We start from the raw sequence: 17514 nt of genomic DNA on the forward strand, positions 1-17514 counted from the left end.
TTAAGACTTAAGGAAGCAGGTTCGGCTCGGTGCGAAACAGAATTGTGATTATACAAGAGCGATGCTTAAAGGGGGCTGAATAATTGAGAGAAAATGAGGGGCTTTAAACGAAGATAAAATTCACAAAAAGGGTAAAATTTTAAAGAAACGCCAAATGAAAAAGCAAGGAAATTTAAAAGTAATCAAACCCAGCGTAGCTTTCGCATACAAAATTCTACTCTTTAAATTCCCTCATATTCTAATTCTAAAATTTCTGCGAAATTTCTAAAATTCTAATACGCCATCAGCTTCGCGCCGAACACCCCGCGCACCAAACTCTCGCTTTTATTTGCCAGCTTATCCATCATCTTTTCATACGCAGAAGGCTCCTGCCAGATCGGATCTGCTACGCCGCTAGCCCTTACGAGCGCGCTTTTAGCGTCCTCTAAAGAGCCCACCTCGTCGATGAGCCCGACGCCTTTGGCGCCGCTAGCTAAAAATACTCGCGCATTCGCCCACGTATCGCGCTTCCTAAGATCCAGCGAGCGCGCCTGCGCCACCTCGCGCGTAAATAGCTCGTAGCTCTCATCCACCAGAGCTTGCAGACTTGCGCGCTCCGCGTCGCTCCATTTTCTCATCATCGTGCCCGCTTCTTTGAGCTCGCCCGCTTTGACGATCTGTTCGGCAAAGCCTAGCTTAGCGGCCGCTTCGCTCACGTCTAAGCCCTGCATGATCACGCCTATGGAGCCGATGAAGCTACCCGGATTTGCGTAAATTTTACTCGCCCACACGCCGCCTAGGTAGCTGCCGCTCGCCATCGTGCCCTTGGCGTAAGCAACGACCGGCTTGCGCGAGTTTAACGACTTGATAGCCAGCGAAATTTCCACGCTCGGGCTTAGCGCGCCGCCGGGACTATCTATCAGCAGAAGCACCCCCTTAATCGCCTCGTCGTTTTTCAGAGTTTCGATCTTTTCTAAAATTTCGCTATCGTCCATTATCGCGCCGCTTAGCGAAAGCTGAGCGAGATTCGCGCCCTTTTGTTGCGCGCTTTCGCCGCCTGCAAAAATCAAAAACAAAATAAGCAGAAAAATCAAGGATTTAAAGTATTTGTTGATAAACCCCAGCACGGCGCCGATCGGCGCAAAGATGTTTTTTAGAAATTGCATTTCATTCCTTCGATAAAAAGTGATTTTGCGTTTTTGCTCTGCAAAATGAGCTGTAGCGGCAGCTGAGCTTCGTCGCACTCAATGCCTTCAAAAACGGCGATATCGGCGAGCTTGCCCTCTTTCAGCTCGCCTAAGTTTAATCCCAGCGCGGCTGCCGCATTTCTAGTCGCGCCTAAAAGTAACGCCCGCGCTAGTTCCGCCAAGCCCAGCTCGTCGTGCATCATTAAATTTGCACGCAGCTCGTCTAAAAAGCTTAGGCTAAAATTCGAGCTAAGCCCGTCGGTAGCGATGTTGTAATTAAGTCCGCTTGCGAGCAGCTTTTTAAAACTCAGCCTCTTCTTGCTAAGCAGGCGGTTGGAGCGCGCGCAGTGCGTGATCGAGTGGAGCTTCGGATCAAAGATGCTAAAATCATCCACCCAAACGCAATGCGTAAAGAGCGTGCGAAGCCCGCTAAAATGCGCTACAAAGCTCTGCGGCGAGTAAAAAGGCGCGGGCGCAGGATTAAATTTAGCAAGCCAGGTTTTAAGCTTACCGCGACCAGTGCGCAACCACTGCCGCTCGTAAGCGCTCTCCATAAAATGCGTGCTTATAACAAGCCCATTTTCGCGGGCAAGCTTCGTCGCAAACTTCGTAATCTGCGGGTGCGCCGAATACGGCGAGTGCACCGACACGGCGGGGATAAAAAGCGAGCTTGCGAGCGCCTTTGCGCGCTCAAATCGCTGCTTAAATTTCAAAATATTCTCCGCCGCAGCGTCCTTGCTCGCGCCTAAAATTTCATTAAAAAACACGGTTCTGATACCGCTTTGCGCGCAAGCTTCAGCCTCGCCGCCGAAACTTGAAATTTCGCCGATCGTGCCCACGCCGCTTCGCATCATCGCGGCGATCTGCTCCAAGGTCAATCGTCCGCGCGCCGCGGCGTCCAGCTGCTGCCTGGAGGCGATGACGCTACCTAGCCAGTCCAAAAAATCGCCGTAGCGCAGTGTGCCTTTGTTTGCGCTAAATTCCAAATGCACGTGCGGATTTATAAACGCAGGCATCGCTATGTCGCCGCTAAAGTCCAAAATTTCGGCTTGCGGGTATTTGCGCGCCGCGCTTGCAAAGGCGCAAACCTCGATTATTTTCTCGTCAAAGACGATCGCGCCATCTTTTAAAATTTTAAAATTCTCATCGCAGACAAGAACCCACTTCGCCCTTAAAATTCTCATCGTTTTCCTTATCTAAAACAGCGCGTGATTTTAGCATAAAATTCTATTTCGCGCTAAATTTAGAGATAAAATTTTATCGCTTGGGCTTGAGCGGGCAAATTTGGCGCCATAGTAAAAAATAAGCTCGCTTTGGTTATAATTTTTGCTTAAATTTCAAAACAAGGACGCAAAAATGAAAATTATGGTGATTCAAGGACCAAATATCAATATGCTCGGTATGCGAGAGCCCGCTATTTATGGGGTTATGAAGATGGAGGACATCCATAAACAGATGAAAGCGGTCGCCGATCAGAGCGGCAACGAGATCGAATTTTTCCAGAGCAATTTCGAAGGCGAGATCGTCGATAAGATCCAAGAGTGCTTCGGCACCTGTGACGGCATCATCATCAATCCCGCCGCCTACACGCACACTTCGCTCGCTATCCGCGATGCGCTCGCCGCAGTCAGTCTGCCCGTGATCGAAGTGCATATCTCAAACATCGCTCGCAGGGAGGAGCTTAGACAAAAAAGTCTAATAGCGCCCGTAACAGCGGGTCAGATTATCGGATTTGGCCCCGTGGGATACCATCTGGCGATGATCGGAATGATTCAAATTTTTGAGCAGATCAAGGCAGCCAGAGCCGAACAGAAAGCCAAATAAGTTTGGGATTAAATTTGAAAAATTTTATCCTAAAGGACGAAAACGCTGTTTACCACGAGTGCGGATACAGCTGCGACAACGCGATATTTTTAAGCCTCGGCGGACGCAAATTTTTCCTCACTGATGCGCGTTATAGCATCGAGGCGCGCGAGCTTTGCCAAGATACCGAAGTGATCGAGGTCGAGCGAAATTTGATAAAAGACGCGCGGCTGTTTTTGCGAAAGGCTGGCGTTGCTGAGCTTAGCTACAACCCGCATGATTTTAGCGCGGGCGAGTGGGAAGCTCTGAGCAAGGGGCTTGGGATAAGATTTAAGGCGCGGGCGAATTTTTCGCAAATTTCGCGCATAATAAAATCAGAAGATGAGATAAAAATTTTAAAGCAAGCGGCGCAGTTGGGTGCGGAAAGATTTGACGAATTTGCCACGTTCGTACGCGCTAGTGGCGAAGGCATGAGCGAAGAGGAGCTGTTTTTTAACGCCGAGCTCATCTTTAAGAAAAAGGGCGAGCTAGCGCTTAGCTTTTCGCCTATCGTCGCGATCAACGAAAACGCCGCCAAGGCGCACGCTCTGCCTAGTAAAAAGCGGCTGAGAGAGGGCGATTTGCTCCTGCTTGACGCGGGGGTTAAATTTAATCGCTACTGCTCAGATAGGACGCGTACGGCGTGCTTTGACGAAAATTTTAACTTCGGCAAAGAGCAAAATTTTAGAAACGCCAAGCGACAAGAAATTTACGAGATCGTAAAAGAGACGCAAGCTCTGGCAATCGCTGCAGTCATGCCTGGCAAAAAGGCGCGCGAGATCGACGCGGCGGCTAGGGATTTTATCGCCGCCCAGGGCTTTGGTAAGGCGTTTTTCCATAGCACGGGACACGGCGTCGGAGTCGATATCCACGAGCTTCCGTTCATCTCAAAGCGCGGAGATACCGTGCTAAAAGAGGGGATGGTCTTTAGCGTGGAGCCAGGGATTTACCTGCCCGGCGAGTTTGGCGTGCGTATCGAGGATGTCGTGGTCGTACGCGAAAACGGGGCTGAAATTTTATGAGAGTAGCTCGGGTGAACATGCAGCTTAAGAAAAACGGATTTTACGAGTGCGCGGACGCGCTGTGCGTCGTAAAAAGCGCCGTTTTCCCGATGAGGCGCCGCGAGCGCGGAAATTTTAAAAATTTATACCTGCTTGGACTCGGCGGGAATTTAGGAGATGTCAAGTGGCGCTTCGAGCGATTTTATCGCGTTTTACAGAGCGATACGCGCTTTTTCGTAGCGCAAAATTCCCCGATCTTAAAAAACAGGCCGTTCGGCTTTTTAGATCAGCCCGATTTTTTAAACGCCGTAATGCTCGTGCAAAGCTCTCTGCCGCCGCTTACATTGCTTAAAATTATGCAGCGCGCGGAGCTACGATTTGGGCGCAAAAGAAGCTTTAAAAACGCGCCGCGCACGCTGGATGTGGATATTTTATATGCAAGCGCGAAGGTGCGTGCCTGCGAGCGGCTGATGCTGCCGCATCCGGGTGTTTGCGAGCGCATAAGCGTGATTTTGCCGCTTGGAGAGATGAAATTTAAAAGAGGACTGATATGCAAACTAAAATCGTAAATTTTTTGAGCGCTAAGGGCGGGGTTGGCAAAAGCGTGATTGCAGCAAATTTCGCCGAAATTCTAAGCGAGCAGGGCTACCGCACGGCGATCATAGAAGCGCCGAATTTAAACAATCAAGAGATCATTTTAAACGCTTTGCAAAGAAAGAGGATTTCGCTACCAAGCGCCGTCGCAGTAAAAATTTCGCAAAATTTAACGCTCGTTTCGCCCGCGCTTGCTTCACAAAATCACGCATCCTCGCAAAATTCTATCAAAAACGCAAGCTCTAGCGCGGACGATTACGTTATGCAAAATTCTACGGATAGCGCGCAAGACTCGCAAGACGACGAAAGTAGCGGCTCGCACAATTACGCGCAAAAACTCACGAGCTCTGATGGCAAAAACAACTCAGAAAATTCCGCCGCTGCAAATTCAATGGCAAACGCTGCAAAAAATTCTACGAATTGTACAGCCAAAAAGTCGCAAAATTGCGGAGATGGATGGAATTTTACAGAATCAGAAAGCATAGAGAATTTTAAAAGCGACGATTTCACCAAGCAAAATTCAATCTCTGACGAGAATTCTCAAAATTCCGCAAGTGAAGATGAAAAGAAAAATTCCGCCCGCCCATCAAATCCCGAAGAAGCCGGAAATTTCGCAAACGCAAAAGCTCACGAAAGCCCCGCTCGCTTCGCAAGCGAGCTAAAAGAGGCGGGAATCTTCGATTTTATTTTGATCGATGCGGGGCTTGAGTATCTTGGAGATTTTTTGAGCATCGGCGACGAAAATATCGTGCTGTGCGCGAACGAACCCTGCTCGATCAGCAACACCTACGCGCTTTTAAAGACGCTTGGGGCGAGCAAAAAAGAGGTTTTGTTTTTGCTAAATTTCACCGCGAGCGAGGATGATGCCGTGATGATCTACGAAAATCTAAAGTCGGTCGCGCACCGCAATATAAGCGAGCTGCGCTTTAAACTGCTAGGCTTTGTGCCGTTTTGCAAACAAGTAGCCGTCTGCTCACAAAATCGCGCGCTTTTTAACTCGCACTATCCGTTTTCGCCCGCTACCATCGCGCTTAGACAGAGTGTCTCGCGATTTTTAAGCAAGCAGGGCTGCGAGCCGATCGATATGAGCGCTTACCGTGGCGTCGGCGGATTTTTACGAAAGCTTAGCAACCTAGTATGATTTACGACAAGATTTTAAATCACGTAAATTCTACTATTTTAAACGGAATTTTAAAAATTTAATGTTATTCTTAAAGCTAAAATTTTAAATAATATACACAAAAGATAGATTAATCATGCAGTTAAAAGAAATTTTAAAAGACATCAAAATTGCCCGCGACAATCTCAAAAACGTGGGCAAAAGCGCCACGATCTTCGGCTCGGCACGCTTTAGCGAGGATAATCGCTACGTAAAAGACGCACAAAAGCTCTGCGAGGGGCTCGCTGATTTAGGATACTCGATCATCACCGGAGGCGGTGGCGGCATTATGCAAGGCGCCAACCGAGGCGCATTTGCGAGAGCAAGGACGCACAGCGTGGGCTTTAACATCATGCTGCCGTTTGAGCAAAAAAGCAACGGCTTTTTGACGCAGGGCGCGAAATTTTCGGCATTTGCGCCGCGCAAAGGCGCTCTCATCGAAAACAGCGAAATTTTCGTCATCTTTCCGGGCGGCTTTGGGACGCTGGATGAGTTTTTTGAAATTTTAGTGCTGGTGCAGACGGGCTTTAAACGCGCGCAGATCTATCTTTACGACGAGGAATTCTACGCGCCTTTGATGGAGTTTTTCCGCACTTCGCTGCTAAAATCTGGTGCGATAAACGAAAGCGATCTGCAAAATTTTAAGCTCTGCGACAGCGTGGATGAAATTTTGACGGACGTGCGACGTAAGGAGAACGAATGAAAATTTTAGTCGCGATGAGCGGCGGCGTGGATAGCTCGATGTGCGCGAAGCTGCTGCAAGACGCGGGGCACGAGGTGCAGGGCTGCTATATGAAGCTACACGCAAAGCCGGGCTATCACGAAGCAAACATCGCCAAAGTCCGCAAGGTGGGCGAGTTTTTAGGTATAAAAATCCACATTTTGGATCTGCAGGATGATTTTAATCGCGACGTTTACGAGCCCTTTGTGCAGGCCTATATCGATGGCCTTACGCCAAATCCGTGCGCGCTGTGTAACCGCCGTATAAAGCTCGGTAAGCTCTTGGAATTTGCGCGCGAGCAGGGCTTTGAGCGCCTAGCTACGGGGCATTACGTCCGTATCGAAGACGGGCTTTTAAAAGCCGCTGTAGATCTTAGCAAAGATCAGAGCTATTTTTTAGCAAACATCGATCCCGCCGCGCTTAAGTTTATGCTCTTTCCGCTTGGAGGGATGTATAAAAAGGACGTCAAAGAGGCTGCGCGCGCCTATGCGGAGCTTTCGCAGATCGCTTCTGCGAGCGAAAGCAGCGAGATCTGCTTCGTCGATACCACCTATATCGACGTTTTGAACCGTCATACGGGTACCAAAATGCCTGGCATCGTGCGCGACCGCGCGGGCAACGCCATCGGCACTCACGAGGGCTACATGCACTACACGATCGGCAAGCGCCGCGGTTTTACGGTGCACGGCGCGCATGAGCCGCACTTCGTGCTAAGCATCGACCCGCGCAAAAACGAGATCGTCGTGGGCGGCAAGGAGGAGCTGGCGACCTACGAGTTCGACACCGAAAATTTTAACGCCTTTTTAAGCAGGGATGAAATTTTAAATATGTCTGGCCTCGGCGTTAAGATCCGCTACCGCAGCGCAAAACTCCCCGTTAAAATTTCGCCGCGTGAGGACGGCGGCGTGCATGCCGTGCTGTCCGCACCCGCAGCGGGCATCGCTCCGGCACAGCTCGCGGTTTTTTACGACGAGCGCGACCGCGTAGTGGCAAGCGGCTTTATAAAATAGCGCTTCACATCCGATGCTTGCTTTCGGCGCCGCTTAGGGCTCATCTGTTTGCAAAACGGCGCTTTGATCGCACCGTTTGATCTACACTCGCTCTGTTAAATTTCATATCGAAATAAGATATTTGCGCTTTTGAATCCAAGCCGCTAAATTTTATCTTGCGAGCTCGGCGCGCAAATTTTATGCGCGTAGCTTTACGATTGAGCCTTTTAAATTTACGCTCTGTCGCTGTGTTGCCTGCACTGCTAGCGAAATTTACGAAAGTTGCGGCGCTAAAATAAAATTTACGGCGACATCTTATCAAAGCGCGCCGTGACGCGAAAATCGCGACCGATATAAAATATTTCGCGCGTCATCGCGACGGCGCGAAACGAAATTTGCGCGCTCCCTCTAAAGGAATTTGCGATGAAATTTCTAAACCTACGCTAGAGCCCACGACTACATTTAAATTTTAAAAATTTATGCCGAAATAAAATCAAATTTTAAAATTTAGCAGCACTTTTCATGCTCGAATTGTGCTTAAATCGCGCCTAAAATTCCACTCGCGTCTTTACCTCAAAAAGCAGCTCGCCGTCCACCGCCTCAAGCCCACCGCTCTTTATCATCTCGCGAATTTTACTCGTGCCAAGGCTGCTTTTTTGAAGCAAAATTTCAACCAAGTTTAAATCTCTGATCTCATAAATGCACCGATCTATCAGCTGCGAAGAGCCCAGATCGTCGAAATAGAAAAATCGCCCGCCGTTTGAATAGACCCAGCCGTATAGCCCGCCGTGCACGCCGCCGACCCTGCGCCACTCGTGCGGCAGCTCGAGCGCGAAAAGTCCGCTTTTGCGAGCGACCAGCCTGCGAGTGCTGCGGCCGCCGCCCCAAACTTCGGCGCCTTCTAAAAAATATATCCGTTTGCCGCTTTGAAATACGCTACCGCTAAGCGCGCGGATCTCGCCCGCAAAGGGATTGTCTGCCGCGCGCTTTTGCTTTCCGTCATTCTCGTCGAAATAATAGATGCCGCCAAGGGAGGCAAAAAGCAGATGGTTTGAATGCGCAAGCTGCCTATTTAGCGGAGTATAGGGCGCGGAGGCGGGGTCAAATTTTAAATCGTTTGCAAAAACGTCGCCGCTTTTCGCATCCCACAAAAAATAGTCCAACCGCTGCCTCAAAAGTTCGTAATGCCCGCCGTTATCGCGCGCGTCAAGGCGTAGGTTTTTAAAATACACGTTCGCGCCGTCCGCGGCATAAACTTCGCTCGCCCTGCCGTCGCTTCCCTCTATCTGGCGCAGGCTCGCGGCATCGGCGCCCGGCAAAATCTCTCCTTTATAAAACGCGCGAGAGTCCTGCGCAGCGTAATACACGCCCGAGATTTGGCGCAGATCCGTAGCGTCCATGCGTTTAAATTTATAGAGGTAGCTTTGCGGCTTGGGCGCATCCCAAAAGATATGCGCCAAGGTTTCATAAGTAAGCTTAAGCGCCCCCAGCGCGTCGTTTGGTACCGCCTCGCCATCGCAAAAATAGCTAACTCGCCCGTCGCTTACGTAGCCAAACGCCACGGCTTTCGTGCGCGCGGGCTCTAGCTCGCCTATAGCGATGTTTCCGCAATATACGGCGTTTTTATCCGCCGCGACGTTGGAGCGGTAGCCGGAGCCGAAATCCAAAATCCGAAAGCTTGCCGCGTCCGCGCTCGGTATCGCAAAATAGCCTGCACCCACCACGAGGGCGTAAATTTCGCCATCTTTTTTATAAAAATCGCTGTATTTGATCTGCTCATCATCCCGCGGCGAGTAGTCGTCTGCGGAATTTATAACCATCGCCAGAATAAGCGCGCTAAAAGCCGCGAACGCAAACGTTATGCCAAGCGCGATCTTGCGCCAAAGCGGCATGCCTCGAGGCGCGTCTCGCACCGGTTTACGATCTGCTTCTACCTTGCGCGCCCTAGCTTTGCGCTTCTTTTGCGCGTGCTCGTTCTTTGGCTCTTGCGTAAAATCCTCATACATCTTTTGCCTCAAATTTAATCTCACCGCAGATTGCGCGGCATTTGAAATTGTACAAAAGCGCGGCTAAATTTATGAAATTTAACGCTACGGACAAATTCTGATTCAACTCTTTGCGGCGCTAATTTATTTTACGAATACCACAAAATCTCTGGCAAATTTTAATTCAAAGCGCTTCGTAGCCGCACGGAATCGGCGCCGTAACGCTTGCAAACACAAAATCCTCATCGCCCGTATTTTTCATACCGTGGCACTCTCCGCTTTTGGAAATGATTAGATCGCCCGCACAGATCGGCACCTCCTCGCCCTTGCTCGGATAAAACACGCCGCGTCCGCTTAAGCAGATCCACACATCATCGCCACCGGGGTGAATATGCGGCGCTACGACCTGGCCGCGTTTGACGATCCAAACCGCGCCGCAAGTGGCCTCCGTAGTAAAAAATGTCGTTTTTACGGCTCGCTCGTCGCTACAAATAGCATCTTTTATATGAAAAATTCTTTGCATTTTCTCTCCTTGAAGTTCACCGCATCCGGTGCGGTTTCGGCGGAATTTTAGCATCCTTTTCGTGCAGCGAAAGTGAAATTTCAAGCGCCAAACTCGCAACGCAACATTAAATAAAAATTTTAAATTCTCGTTTTGCTATGCGATTTTTTTGGAGGATTGAAGATCGCATCTAAAAGTAAGAAGACGCATAAGCATGGTATTTGTGGATAGAATTTCGGCTTTAATTTAAGACGGAATTTTAAAAATTCCTCTAAATTTAAAACTGCTCTGCTAGATAAATTTATTAAATTTGATATGAGCTTTGCTTGCGCGCTTTTGCTACCCAGATTAAAGCCAAATCGTAGCTTTTATCAAAGACCTCGCGTGACGCAGACTTTACGGCAAGCGCCAAGTCGGTTTATAAAGCTAAATCGGCTTATCAATAGATGCTACTTCCGGCTTGTTTTAGCAGATACGCATTTTTGCGCCTCGAATTTTTGCACATTTTACGATAATGTTTTTATAGCGCGTAACATACTGATCACGAGCCGAGCGGGAGTTCAAAGAGATAGCGTTAGAATTTTGCACTATCTCTTAATTTCAAAACTATTTTATCTTGCTTGGATCCAGCGCAATCTCGTCGTTTTTGATCACGCCGATACCCTTATTTAGCACGTTTTGCGCGATCTGTTTGGCTTCTGCTAGCGAGTGCATCGCGAAGGTGCCGCATTGAAATTTATTCAGCTCGGGGATATCCTTTTGAGATCCCACGCCCAAAATATCCTTCATACTCGCGCTCCACGCCGCCGCAACGGCACTCTCGCTAGGCGCTCCGATCACGCTCATATAAAAGCCCGTGCGGCACCCCATCGGCGAGATATCGATGATCTCGACGTCCGCGCTATTTAGATGCTCGCGCATAAAGCCCGCGAAAAGATGCTCCAGCGTGTGGGTGCCGCGCTCGCTCATAATCTCTAAATTCGGGCGGCAAAACCGCAGATCATAGACGCTAATTTTATCGCCGCTTTTGGTGCGCATGCTCTTTGCAAGCCGCACGCCAGGGGCATTCATGCGGGTATGATCGACCTTAAAACTATCTAACAATGGCATATTTTCTCCTTAAATTCAGATCGCGGCGATTTTAACATAAAATTTCGCACTTTCAGGCGCACAGACGAAATTTTGGCTACAATTACGTTTATTTTAAGGAGAATTAATGCCCTACATAAACGTCAAAATCACCAAAGAGCGCGGCGGCTTAAGTCGCGAACAAAAAGCAAGGCTCGTCAAGAACCTAACCGATGCCCTCGTAGCCGTGCTGGGTAGGGGCGAGAAAACCACGGTAGTTACGATAGATGAAATATCCACTGACGACTATGCGATCGGCGGGCGGCTAGTAAGCGAAATCAGAAAGCGGCAGAGCTAAGCTCGCGCGTCAAGCTAACTTTGAAAAGTTAAATTTTAGAATTTTAAAATTTTCATGCGAAATTCTACGCGGCAGGTTTCACTTCTAAGGGAATAAAATTTGCGACAACCTCAGCTTGCAAGATGAAATTTTACGCTAAATTCCATGCTGTAAAATTCCAAAAACCAACCGAGCGGAAATTTTAAAGCGGATCTAATGGTGAAATTCTTTGAAAAATAGACAAGATAGAATTTATGCAAGTTTTAAAATCTTACTAGATAAAATTTAATCCTCGCAAAGTTTAAAATTTCGTAAAAATAAATAGACGATTTATTAGCGAACTAGCGTTCCCAAATTAGCTTTTTGCCGAAAGTTAAAGTATTATCGGTCATTTTCATCCAATCAATTCTAATCGTAAAAAAATCAGTCTCCATTGCGCGCGCAAACGGGAAGCGCTTAAGATATAGCGAGGTTTCGCGCTCATCCGCGCTACGGATATGGCCGCAAATCTGCACGCCTTTGATCCTACCTACAAATTTCGTATCCAGCGCGACCGTAGCTGCAACTCCGCGGTTGGCAAAGACTGCTTTGATATGCTCGGAGTCGCTCGCGCTTGCGATGATGAGCTCCTTATTTTGCGGATCGTAGGCATAAAATGCACTGCAGCAATATGGCAGATTATTGCGCAAAACTCCGAGAGATAGGAGTTTCATCCTGCCTAAAAACTCGTCGAATTTATCCTGAGCGGCACACATTTTAAGCCTCCTTTTTGCTAAATTATACAATGATTTTCTTTTATTAGCTATAATCGCGAGCCAAAATTAGGAGAATTTTTATGGAAAATTATAAAAAAGTAAAAGAGATGTTTTTGATGCAGCAAGCCCTAAATGACGAAACAAATGGCGTGGGCTGGGAGGACGGCTATACAAAAAACGGCAAACTTATCAACTGGAAGCGCTGCATTTACATGGAATGCGCAGAGCTCATCGATAGCTTTGCGTGGAAGCATTGGAAAAATATCTCTGCAGCGCCGGACGTGAATAATATCGTCATCGAGATCGTTGATATTTGGCACTTCGTAATGAGCTATATTTTAGAGCAATATTACGGCGGCAAAGACATCGACCACATCGTAAGCGACGTCACGGCAGTAAGCGGATTTGCGGAGTTTAGCTCCTACGCCTACGACGTGCGCGAATACAGCATCTACGAAATCGTAAACGACATCGAGCTAGTAATCCACGAAACAAGCGGCTTTGAGCTGCAAATCGGCGAGCTACTGACCGATTTTTTTCGCGTGGCGATTAAATGCGGAGTGAGCTTAGACATACTTTTTGCCAAATATATCGGCAAAAACGTGCTAAATAAATTCCGCCAAGACCACGGTTACAAAGAGGGCAGCTACCGCAAAATCTGGGGAGACCTTGAAGATAACGAGGTGCTAATCGAGGTGCTATCAAAAGGCACAGTAAGCGCAAACGAAATTTACGAGCAATTGCAAAAGATTTACGACGCGACGAAGTAAAGTCATGGATTTGCTTGCGAAATTTATCTTTAAGATTTTAAAATTCCATCTATAAAATTTCGGCAGGCAAATTTTAAAAAAGAGGTTTGATTTGAAATTCTGCAGTTTTGTAGCTAAAATTTTACGCAATGTTTTGCTTGCATACAAGTGGCAAAATTCCGCGCAGCAAGCAAATAAATATTCGTAACAGGTAAAAACCAAGCTAGGATGCGGTCTCCATTTACGCACTATAAATGAGCAAATTAAACACGGGTGGGCGAGCGATCAAAGCATAAATTTAGTATTATAATGCGAGATGAGCCGGTTAAAGTAAGCGAATGAGCCAAGCGAGCGGATCAATGAGGCGCGTTTCGTGCGGCAGTCAAAATAAATCTCAGCTCAAATTCCGTCGCAAAAGTCGCTAAAATAACGCAAATAGGAGCATACATGGGTAGAATTTTTAATTTGGCAAAGCAGGACTTTTTTACGCGCAAGTTTATTTTGCTCTCGCTATTGCCGCTTATGTGCTCGCTTATAATCTTGGGCACGCTCGCATTTTTCGGCGGCAAAGAGCTTTTTGACGCGCTTTCGCAGGGCGCGCAAAGCGGCGATTTTAGCTTCTTGGACGAGCAGCACTTCCCGGTAATTGCAAAAATTCTAAGCTTTGCTGCTACGAAGTGGATTATTGGTGCGATTTTTTCGGTGTTTGCCAGCTTTGCGGTGCTGATGCTTAGCGTGTTTTGTGCGCTTATCATCGCGGCCTTTCTGACGCCCGCAGTCACTAAAGAGATCAACACGCGCCACTACCGCCTAAGCCGCGCGGATGAAGCGAGCACGGCGCGAGTACTGAAGCTAATGAGCCTTGAAATTTTAAAATTTTTAGCAATCTTATTCATCTGCTCGGTGCTTTTGTTTGTGCCGGTAATAAATTTATTCATCATCAACGTGCCGTTTTTTTATATCTATTACAAGCTGGTTCTAATTGACGTCGCTTCAAATGCGTTAAGCGCGAAAAGCTTCGAGCGCTCTTATAAAATGGGGGGCGGATATAAATTTGCCCTAAGCGCTTTTATTTTTTATCTGCTGTGTTTAATCCCGCTGGTAGGATTATTTTTCCAACTATTTTTCATCATCTTTTTGACGCACGTAGTGCTGATAGACGAAAGCGCCCGCAATAAAAATCGCTAAAGATTAACTAAAATCAATGAAAAATTTTGAAATTTTCATAAAATAGTGCGAAATTTTTTAAGAAAGGATTTCTATGAAATCAGGTGATATTTACATTTGCAATATATGTTCGCTCAAAAGCAGCGATGATGAAAACGCGGTCTTTATCAAGGCGCATAAAAACGGCGAGACGGTGCATATCTGCACATCCTGCATGCCTAGCGTCATCCACGGCTCAGGCATGGTCGTAAAAAGCAACTCCGAGATCGAAGAAGAGCTCCAAGACGCTACAAACTAGCTGCTAGCACGACTTACCGCGGCGCGTTTTAATTTGTTTATTAATCTGCGCGCCGCAAAATTCCAAAATTCCAAAATTCCGTCTGCGAGGTTTTCCACCAAAATACTGCATAGCAAAATTCCACGCTTAAAATTATAAAATTTTACGCAGCAAATTCTGTGCATTAAGCTTATCCCACATAAGAATTTTCGCGTTATAAGCTTGACGCTAAAATTCCTTGATCTGAAACTAAAATCTGAGAAATTTTAAAATCCATGCAGCCGCTTAATCTCTGCGCTAATCGGCTTTTTTTGGCCTGATTTGGTCACACTTACGTAGGTTGCGATCGCGCTGGTTACGTGCAAGCACTCGCGAAATCCATCCTCGCCCAGTCGTAGCGCTGCGACCTCGATCTGCACGCGGATAGAGGTATTTCCCACGCTTAGTACTTTTGCGTAGCAGCTGATGACATCGCCGATAAATACGGGCTGCTTGAAAGTTACCTCCTGCATCGAGATCGTCACGACCCGCTCGGGCGCTATCTCGCGCGCCGCCGTCGCGCCCGCTAAATCGATCTGCGCTAGTATCCAGCCGCCGAAAATATTGCCCGAGCTATTCGTATCCTTAGGCAGCGCTACGACCTTGATGCGCGGCTCGCCGAAATCGTCTAAGTTTAAATCGCTCATTTTTACTCCTTAAATTTAAAAATCTCGCATTTTAACCGCGCAAATTTAACACTTTTTCGATACAATCGGCAAAAATCTATGTCGAAATTTTAAAATTTTAAGCGGATGCGAGGATAGAATTTTGCTCGCGAAGCAGACACATTCCGCTCGTAAAAAGACGATAAAACGGCAAAAAGGATACGCGATGAACGATTTTGTAAAACTTAGCGAGATGGCAGCGAGCGCTAAGGCGCGACTAAACGCCCTCTACGACGAGCCGCACGCCGAGCTGATCGCGCGTGGGCTGGAGATCTGCGGCTTTGAGCCTAGCGATACTGCACGCATAGCCGTACTACGCCGAATCGTTGATCTCAAAGAGGATCCGTTACTGCAAGAATTTCGCCGCTTAGGCTACGATGAGGCGCGGCAGCGCGAGCTAAAGAGCAAAATGTATGATTTCACTCGCGAAATACACGAGAGTATGCACGCGGCTCTTATCGCCGAAGCTGGCGCGCAAGGGATTTTGCAGCCCTTTTATCTGGAGCTTTTAAAGGGCGTGCACCGCATCGGGCTCGTGCTAAGCGATATGCAAAAAAGCTGGCAAGCCCTAATCATCGAAGGCACGAACAAGCGCTTGCAAAAGGAATTTAGCTCGCTTGCGCAGGCGAAGGAATTTTTACTGCAAGAGGAGCTGTTTATGCGCACGCCTCACGGCGAGATCTGCGAGCGCTGCTACGGCGCGATAGTGCAGCGCGAGGGCAAATCCCAAATGGTGCCCTACGCCGTGGCATTTGCGGATGAGACGGCAAAGCTACAGAGCGAATTTAGCGATCTTTTGGAGCGCCTGGTGACGCTTGCAGAAGATGAGAGCGAGCTAGCTTACGTCGCGTATCTGTCCAAGCTCAAGCAGGCCTTTTGCGAGAGGGACGCTAGCGCGGTGATCGGCGCGTGGCGGGATGCGGAGATCGCGTGGATGGATATAAAAACGCCGCTTCAGATCGGGCATCCGCTCGAATACTACGAAGACGCCTACACGCACGCAGTCGCGCTGGAATGGGACGTCAGGCTTGCAGGAGCGTATGAGTTTAGCGCGGAAGAATTTAAAGCGCGCGTAAGCGAGAGTTTTGAGCGTGCGTATGAAAAAATCGGCGCGAACAACGCCGTCATGCACTCGCTCGTGCTTTCAAACATCGCCAAAACTCAGCTTTACGTCTGCGCTCCGCTGATCTACTACGGCGCCGATCTGGGCGGGCTCTTTTCGGCGCAGGTCGTGCCAAACGACGAATTCGTAAGCACCAACTGCGGCAAGAAAATTTTCGCCTTCGTAAATTTCGTCTATGAAAGCGCCAAGGCTAGACCTTTTATGCGGCTAAGCAGCGAAATTTTCGACCTCGATTATCTAAATTTCGGACGCGAAATTTTATTTAAAAAGCCGCAAATTTGGCGCCGCGTCTACGAAATATCGACGATCGGGCATGAGTTCGGGCATATATTTTTCATCGACGCAGACACCGAGGCGCGCATGAACCGCTCGGGGCTTTTTAAGCTCATCGAGGAGTATAAGGCGACCACGGGCGGGCTCGTGAACTTCTTTTTCCACGAGGAGGAGGAGTTTTGCCTGCCGGTGCTGGATGAGCTGATCCGCCGCGCCGTGGGCCTCATCGCGTGGCAGCGGGTGGAGGAGCTCAAGCCCTACTACTGCGAGGCTCTGATACATCTGAGCTTGCTTTTTGCATCGGGCGTTTTGAAATTTGACGGCATGCGGCTGGCGGTTAAATTTGACCGCGCGGGCTATGAGAGCTTCAAAGCCGCGTGCCTGCAAAACTATGAGGAGCTGGCGCAGCTTTATTACGACAAAAAGGACGCGGCGGAATTTTTATCGCGCTTTGCGGAGCTTAGCGGCGGCGTGTATCTGCCGCGCGAGGCGCAGGTGCGGGAGTTTGTGGAGTTTTACTACTCGCGCTACGAAGCGATCGGCAACGAAACGGATCCTAGCAATGAACGAGCAAAGTGGCTTTAAAATTTCAGCTCTGAACTGCGCCTTAAAATAATGGAAAGCGAGTAAAATTCCGCGGAATTTTAAGGGGAAAGCATGGGATATTTTAAAAATTTACTCTCTGATTTAAGGAGCGGCAGGCTCGCGCTGCACCCGATTTTGCTTGCGGCGACGTTTTGTATAGTAAAATTTTCGTGGCCTAGGTTAATAGGCAATGTAGGCGAAAGTGATGCACTCGGTAGTTTCATATTTATGGACTTTATTCAATGCGCCTGCTTCGTAGGGTTAGGCGCGCATCTTGTCTATGTCGCGGGGCGCGGCGGCAAAAACAGGCAAAGCGGCGGCTGCGAAAACAGCGGCTACGAAGGCGTGATACAGCCTCGCGGACTGCGATATTTAGCCGTGCTGCGCGCTATCTTATGCGCTCTGTGCATCATCGCATGCGTGGTGGGTTATCTTGGCGCGGATATAAATCACCAAAAATTGGGCGTTCTGAATTGGTTTTTTCCGACCGCGCTAGCAAGCACTTTCATATATTTGA

Annotated in this window: 19 protein-coding genes; 12 read left to right on the plus strand and 7 right to left on the minus strand. The window is 48.3% G+C overall.

Translation table 11 applies throughout. From position 1 onward, the window contains the following. Positions 1-272 precede the first annotated feature (272 nt). Positions 273-1145 carry a signal peptide peptidase SppA gene (gene sppA, locus Q0140_RS05115; protein WP_297962520.1) on the minus strand — a complete coding sequence of 291 codons (873 nt, stop codon included), beginning with the start codon at positions 1143-1145 and terminating at the stop codon, positions 273-275. Continuing rightward, positions 1133-2350, minus strand: a complete 1218-nt coding sequence (locus tag Q0140_RS05120; protein WP_297962522.1) for a metal-dependent hydrolase — start codon at positions 2348-2350, stop codon at positions 1133-1135. Before Q0140_RS05120 ends, sppA begins: the two co-directional genes overlap by 13 nt. Positions 2351-2522: 172 nt before the next feature. On the opposite strand from Q0140_RS05120, the gene aroQ reads away from it, so the two are divergent. The 6 genes from aroQ (at position 2523) to mnmA (ending at position 7493) form a co-directional block, all read left to right on the plus strand. Next, on the plus strand, positions 2523-2990 hold the full coding sequence (gene aroQ / locus Q0140_RS05125) for a type II 3-dehydroquinate dehydratase (protein WP_005869936.1): 468 nt from the start codon (positions 2523-2525) through the stop codon (positions 2988-2990). Positions 2991-3004: 14 nt separating this feature from the next. Then, positions 3005-4030 (plus strand): M24 family metallopeptidase, encoded by a 1026-nt coding sequence (locus Q0140_RS05130; protein WP_297962524.1) that lies wholly within the window; start codon positions 3005-3007, stop codon positions 4028-4030. After that, positions 4027-4578, plus strand: a complete 552-nt coding sequence (folK, locus tag Q0140_RS05135) for a 2-amino-4-hydroxy-6-hydroxymethyldihydropteridine diphosphokinase (RefSeq protein WP_297962526.1) — start codon at positions 4027-4029, stop codon at positions 4576-4578. Before Q0140_RS05130 ends, folK begins: the two co-directional genes overlap by 4 nt. Continuing rightward, positions 4560-5744 (plus strand): P-loop NTPase, encoded by a 1185-nt coding sequence (locus Q0140_RS05140; protein WP_297962528.1) that lies wholly within the window; start codon positions 4560-4562, stop codon positions 5742-5744. The genes folK and Q0140_RS05140 overlap by 19 nt, the downstream gene beginning before the upstream one ends. A gap of 115 nt (positions 5745-5859) precedes the next feature. Then, a complete protein-coding gene (locus Q0140_RS05145) occupies positions 5860-6465 on the plus strand; it encodes a TIGR00730 family Rossman fold protein (RefSeq protein WP_297962530.1) in 606 nt (201 codons plus the stop codon). Beyond that, complete coding sequence (mnmA, locus tag Q0140_RS05150; RefSeq protein WP_297962532.1) at positions 6462-7493, plus strand: tRNA 2-thiouridine(34) synthase MnmA; 1032 nt, start codon at positions 6462-6464, stop codon at positions 7491-7493. The genes Q0140_RS05145 and mnmA overlap by 4 nt, the downstream gene beginning before the upstream one ends. Before the next feature lie 527 nt (positions 7494-8020). On the opposite strand, the gene Q0140_RS05155 is transcribed toward mnmA, so the two are convergent. The 3 genes from Q0140_RS05155 to luxS all read right to left on the minus strand — a co-directional run bounded on the left by Q0140_RS05155 (position 8021) and on the right by luxS (position 11069). Then, positions 8021-9478 carry a DKNYY domain-containing protein gene (locus Q0140_RS05155; RefSeq protein WP_297962534.1) on the minus strand — a complete coding sequence of 486 codons (1458 nt, stop codon included), beginning with the start codon at positions 9476-9478 and terminating at the stop codon, positions 8021-8023. A gap of 163 nt (positions 9479-9641) precedes the next feature. Beyond that, complete coding sequence (locus Q0140_RS05160; RefSeq protein ID WP_297948926.1) at positions 9642-9980, minus strand: cupin domain-containing protein; 339 nt, start codon at positions 9978-9980, stop codon at positions 9642-9644. Positions 9981-10565: 585 nt separating this feature from the next. Next, entirely contained in the window at positions 10566-11069 is a 504-nt protein-coding gene (gene luxS / locus Q0140_RS05165; protein ID WP_297962536.1) for an S-ribosylhomocysteine lyase, read from the minus strand. Positions 11070-11175: 106 nt separating this feature from the next. Between luxS and Q0140_RS05170 the strand changes: the two genes are divergently transcribed. Further along, positions 11176-11385, plus strand: a complete 210-nt coding sequence (locus Q0140_RS05170) for a 4-oxalocrotonate tautomerase family protein (protein WP_050346352.1) — start codon at positions 11176-11178, stop codon at positions 11383-11385. Between the two features lie 320 nt (positions 11386-11705). Here the strand turns inward: Q0140_RS05170 and Q0140_RS05175 are convergent, their stop codons facing one another. Continuing rightward, positions 11706-12119, minus strand: coding sequence for a hypothetical protein (locus Q0140_RS05175; RefSeq protein WP_177386822.1), 414 nt, complete (start codon positions 12117-12119; stop codon positions 11706-11708). Positions 12120-12199: 80 nt separating this feature from the next. Between Q0140_RS05175 and Q0140_RS05180 the strand changes: the two genes are divergently transcribed. From Q0140_RS05180 to Q0140_RS05190, 3 genes are all read left to right on the plus strand, one after another. Further along, positions 12200-12889, plus strand: coding sequence for a dUTP diphosphatase (locus Q0140_RS05180; RefSeq protein ID WP_297962538.1), 690 nt, complete (start codon positions 12200-12202; stop codon positions 12887-12889). 426 nt (positions 12890-13315) lie between these two features. Further along, on the plus strand, positions 13316-14056 hold the full coding sequence (locus tag Q0140_RS05185; RefSeq protein WP_297962540.1) for an EI24 domain-containing protein: 741 nt from the start codon (positions 13316-13318) through the stop codon (positions 14054-14056). A 73-nt stretch (positions 14057-14129) separates the two neighbouring features. Further along, the gene (locus tag Q0140_RS05190) at positions 14130-14333 is read left to right on the plus strand and encodes a hypothetical protein (RefSeq protein WP_297941994.1); all 204 of its coding nucleotides are present in this window, start codon (positions 14130-14132) and stop codon (positions 14331-14333) included. A gap of 245 nt (positions 14334-14578) precedes the next feature. On the opposite strand, the gene Q0140_RS05195 is transcribed toward Q0140_RS05190, so the two are convergent. Then, complete coding sequence (locus Q0140_RS05195) at positions 14579-14998, minus strand: acyl-CoA thioesterase (RefSeq protein ID WP_295153100.1); 420 nt, start codon at positions 14996-14998, stop codon at positions 14579-14581. A gap of 184 nt (positions 14999-15182) precedes the next feature. Between Q0140_RS05195 and ciaB the strand changes: the two genes are divergently transcribed. Both ciaB and Q0140_RS05205 read left to right on the plus strand, forming a co-directional pair. Further along, positions 15183-16997, plus strand: coding sequence for an invasion protein CiaB (gene ciaB / locus Q0140_RS05200; RefSeq protein ID WP_297962542.1), 1815 nt, complete (start codon positions 15183-15185; stop codon positions 16995-16997). Positions 16998-17069: 72 nt separating this feature from the next. Beyond that, a partial coding sequence (locus Q0140_RS05205) for a hypothetical protein (protein WP_297962544.1) occupies positions 17070-17514 on the plus strand: 445 nt, incomplete at its 3' end.

This window comes from uncultured Campylobacter sp., from assembly GCF_938045405.1.
Classification (GTDB): Bacteria; Campylobacterota; Campylobacteria; order Campylobacterales; family Campylobacteraceae; genus Campylobacter_B.

Bases quoted from the DNA above. Each gene is read 5' to 3' on its own strand.
- sppA (WP_297962520.1), bottom strand. From the start codon at position 1,145: ATGCAATTTCTAAAAAACATCTTTGCGCCGATCGGCGCCGTGCTGGGG.
- Q0140_RS05120 (WP_297962522.1), bottom strand. From the start codon at position 2,350: ATGAGAATTTTAAGGGCGAAGTGGGTTCTTGTCTGCGATGAGAATTTT.
- aroQ (WP_005869936.1), top strand. From the start codon at position 2,523: ATGAAAATTATGGTGATTCAAGGACCAAATATCAATATGCTCGGTATG.
- folK (WP_297962526.1), top strand. From the start codon at position 4,027: ATGAGAGTAGCTCGGGTGAACATGCAGCTTAAGAAAAACGGATTTTAC.
- Q0140_RS05140 (WP_297962528.1), top strand. From the start codon at position 4,560: ATGCAAACTAAAATCGTAAATTTTTTGAGCGCTAAGGGCGGGGTTGGC.
- Q0140_RS05145 (WP_297962530.1), top strand. From the start codon at position 5,860: ATGCAGTTAAAAGAAATTTTAAAAGACATCAAAATTGCCCGCGACAAT.
- mnmA (WP_297962532.1), top strand. From the start codon at position 6,462: ATGAAAATTTTAGTCGCGATGAGCGGCGGCGTGGATAGCTCGATGTGC.
- Q0140_RS05155 (WP_297962534.1), bottom strand. From the start codon at position 9,478: ATGTATGAGGATTTTACGCAAGAGCCAAAGAACGAGCACGCGCAAAAG.
- Q0140_RS05160 (WP_297948926.1), bottom strand. From the start codon at position 9,980: ATGCAAAGAATTTTTCATATAAAAGATGCTATTTGTAGCGACGAGCGA.
- luxS (WP_297962536.1), bottom strand. From the start codon at position 11,069: ATGCCATTGTTAGATAGTTTTAAGGTCGATCATACCCGCATGAATGCC.
- Q0140_RS05170 (WP_050346352.1), top strand. From the start codon at position 11,176: ATGCCCTACATAAACGTCAAAATCACCAAAGAGCGCGGCGGCTTAAGT.
- Q0140_RS05175 (WP_177386822.1), bottom strand. From the start codon at position 12,119: ATGTGTGCCGCTCAGGATAAATTCGACGAGTTTTTAGGCAGGATGAAA.
- Q0140_RS05180 (WP_297962538.1), top strand. From the start codon at position 12,200: ATGGAAAATTATAAAAAAGTAAAAGAGATGTTTTTGATGCAGCAAGCC.
- Q0140_RS05185 (WP_297962540.1), top strand. From the start codon at position 13,316: ATGGGTAGAATTTTTAATTTGGCAAAGCAGGACTTTTTTACGCGCAAG.
- Q0140_RS05190 (WP_297941994.1), top strand. From the start codon at position 14,130: ATGAAATCAGGTGATATTTACATTTGCAATATATGTTCGCTCAAAAGC.
- Q0140_RS05195 (WP_295153100.1), bottom strand. From the start codon at position 14,998: ATGAGCGATTTAAACTTAGACGATTTCGGCGAGCCGCGCATCAAGGTC.
- ciaB (WP_297962542.1), top strand. From the start codon at position 15,183: ATGAACGATTTTGTAAAACTTAGCGAGATGGCAGCGAGCGCTAAGGCG.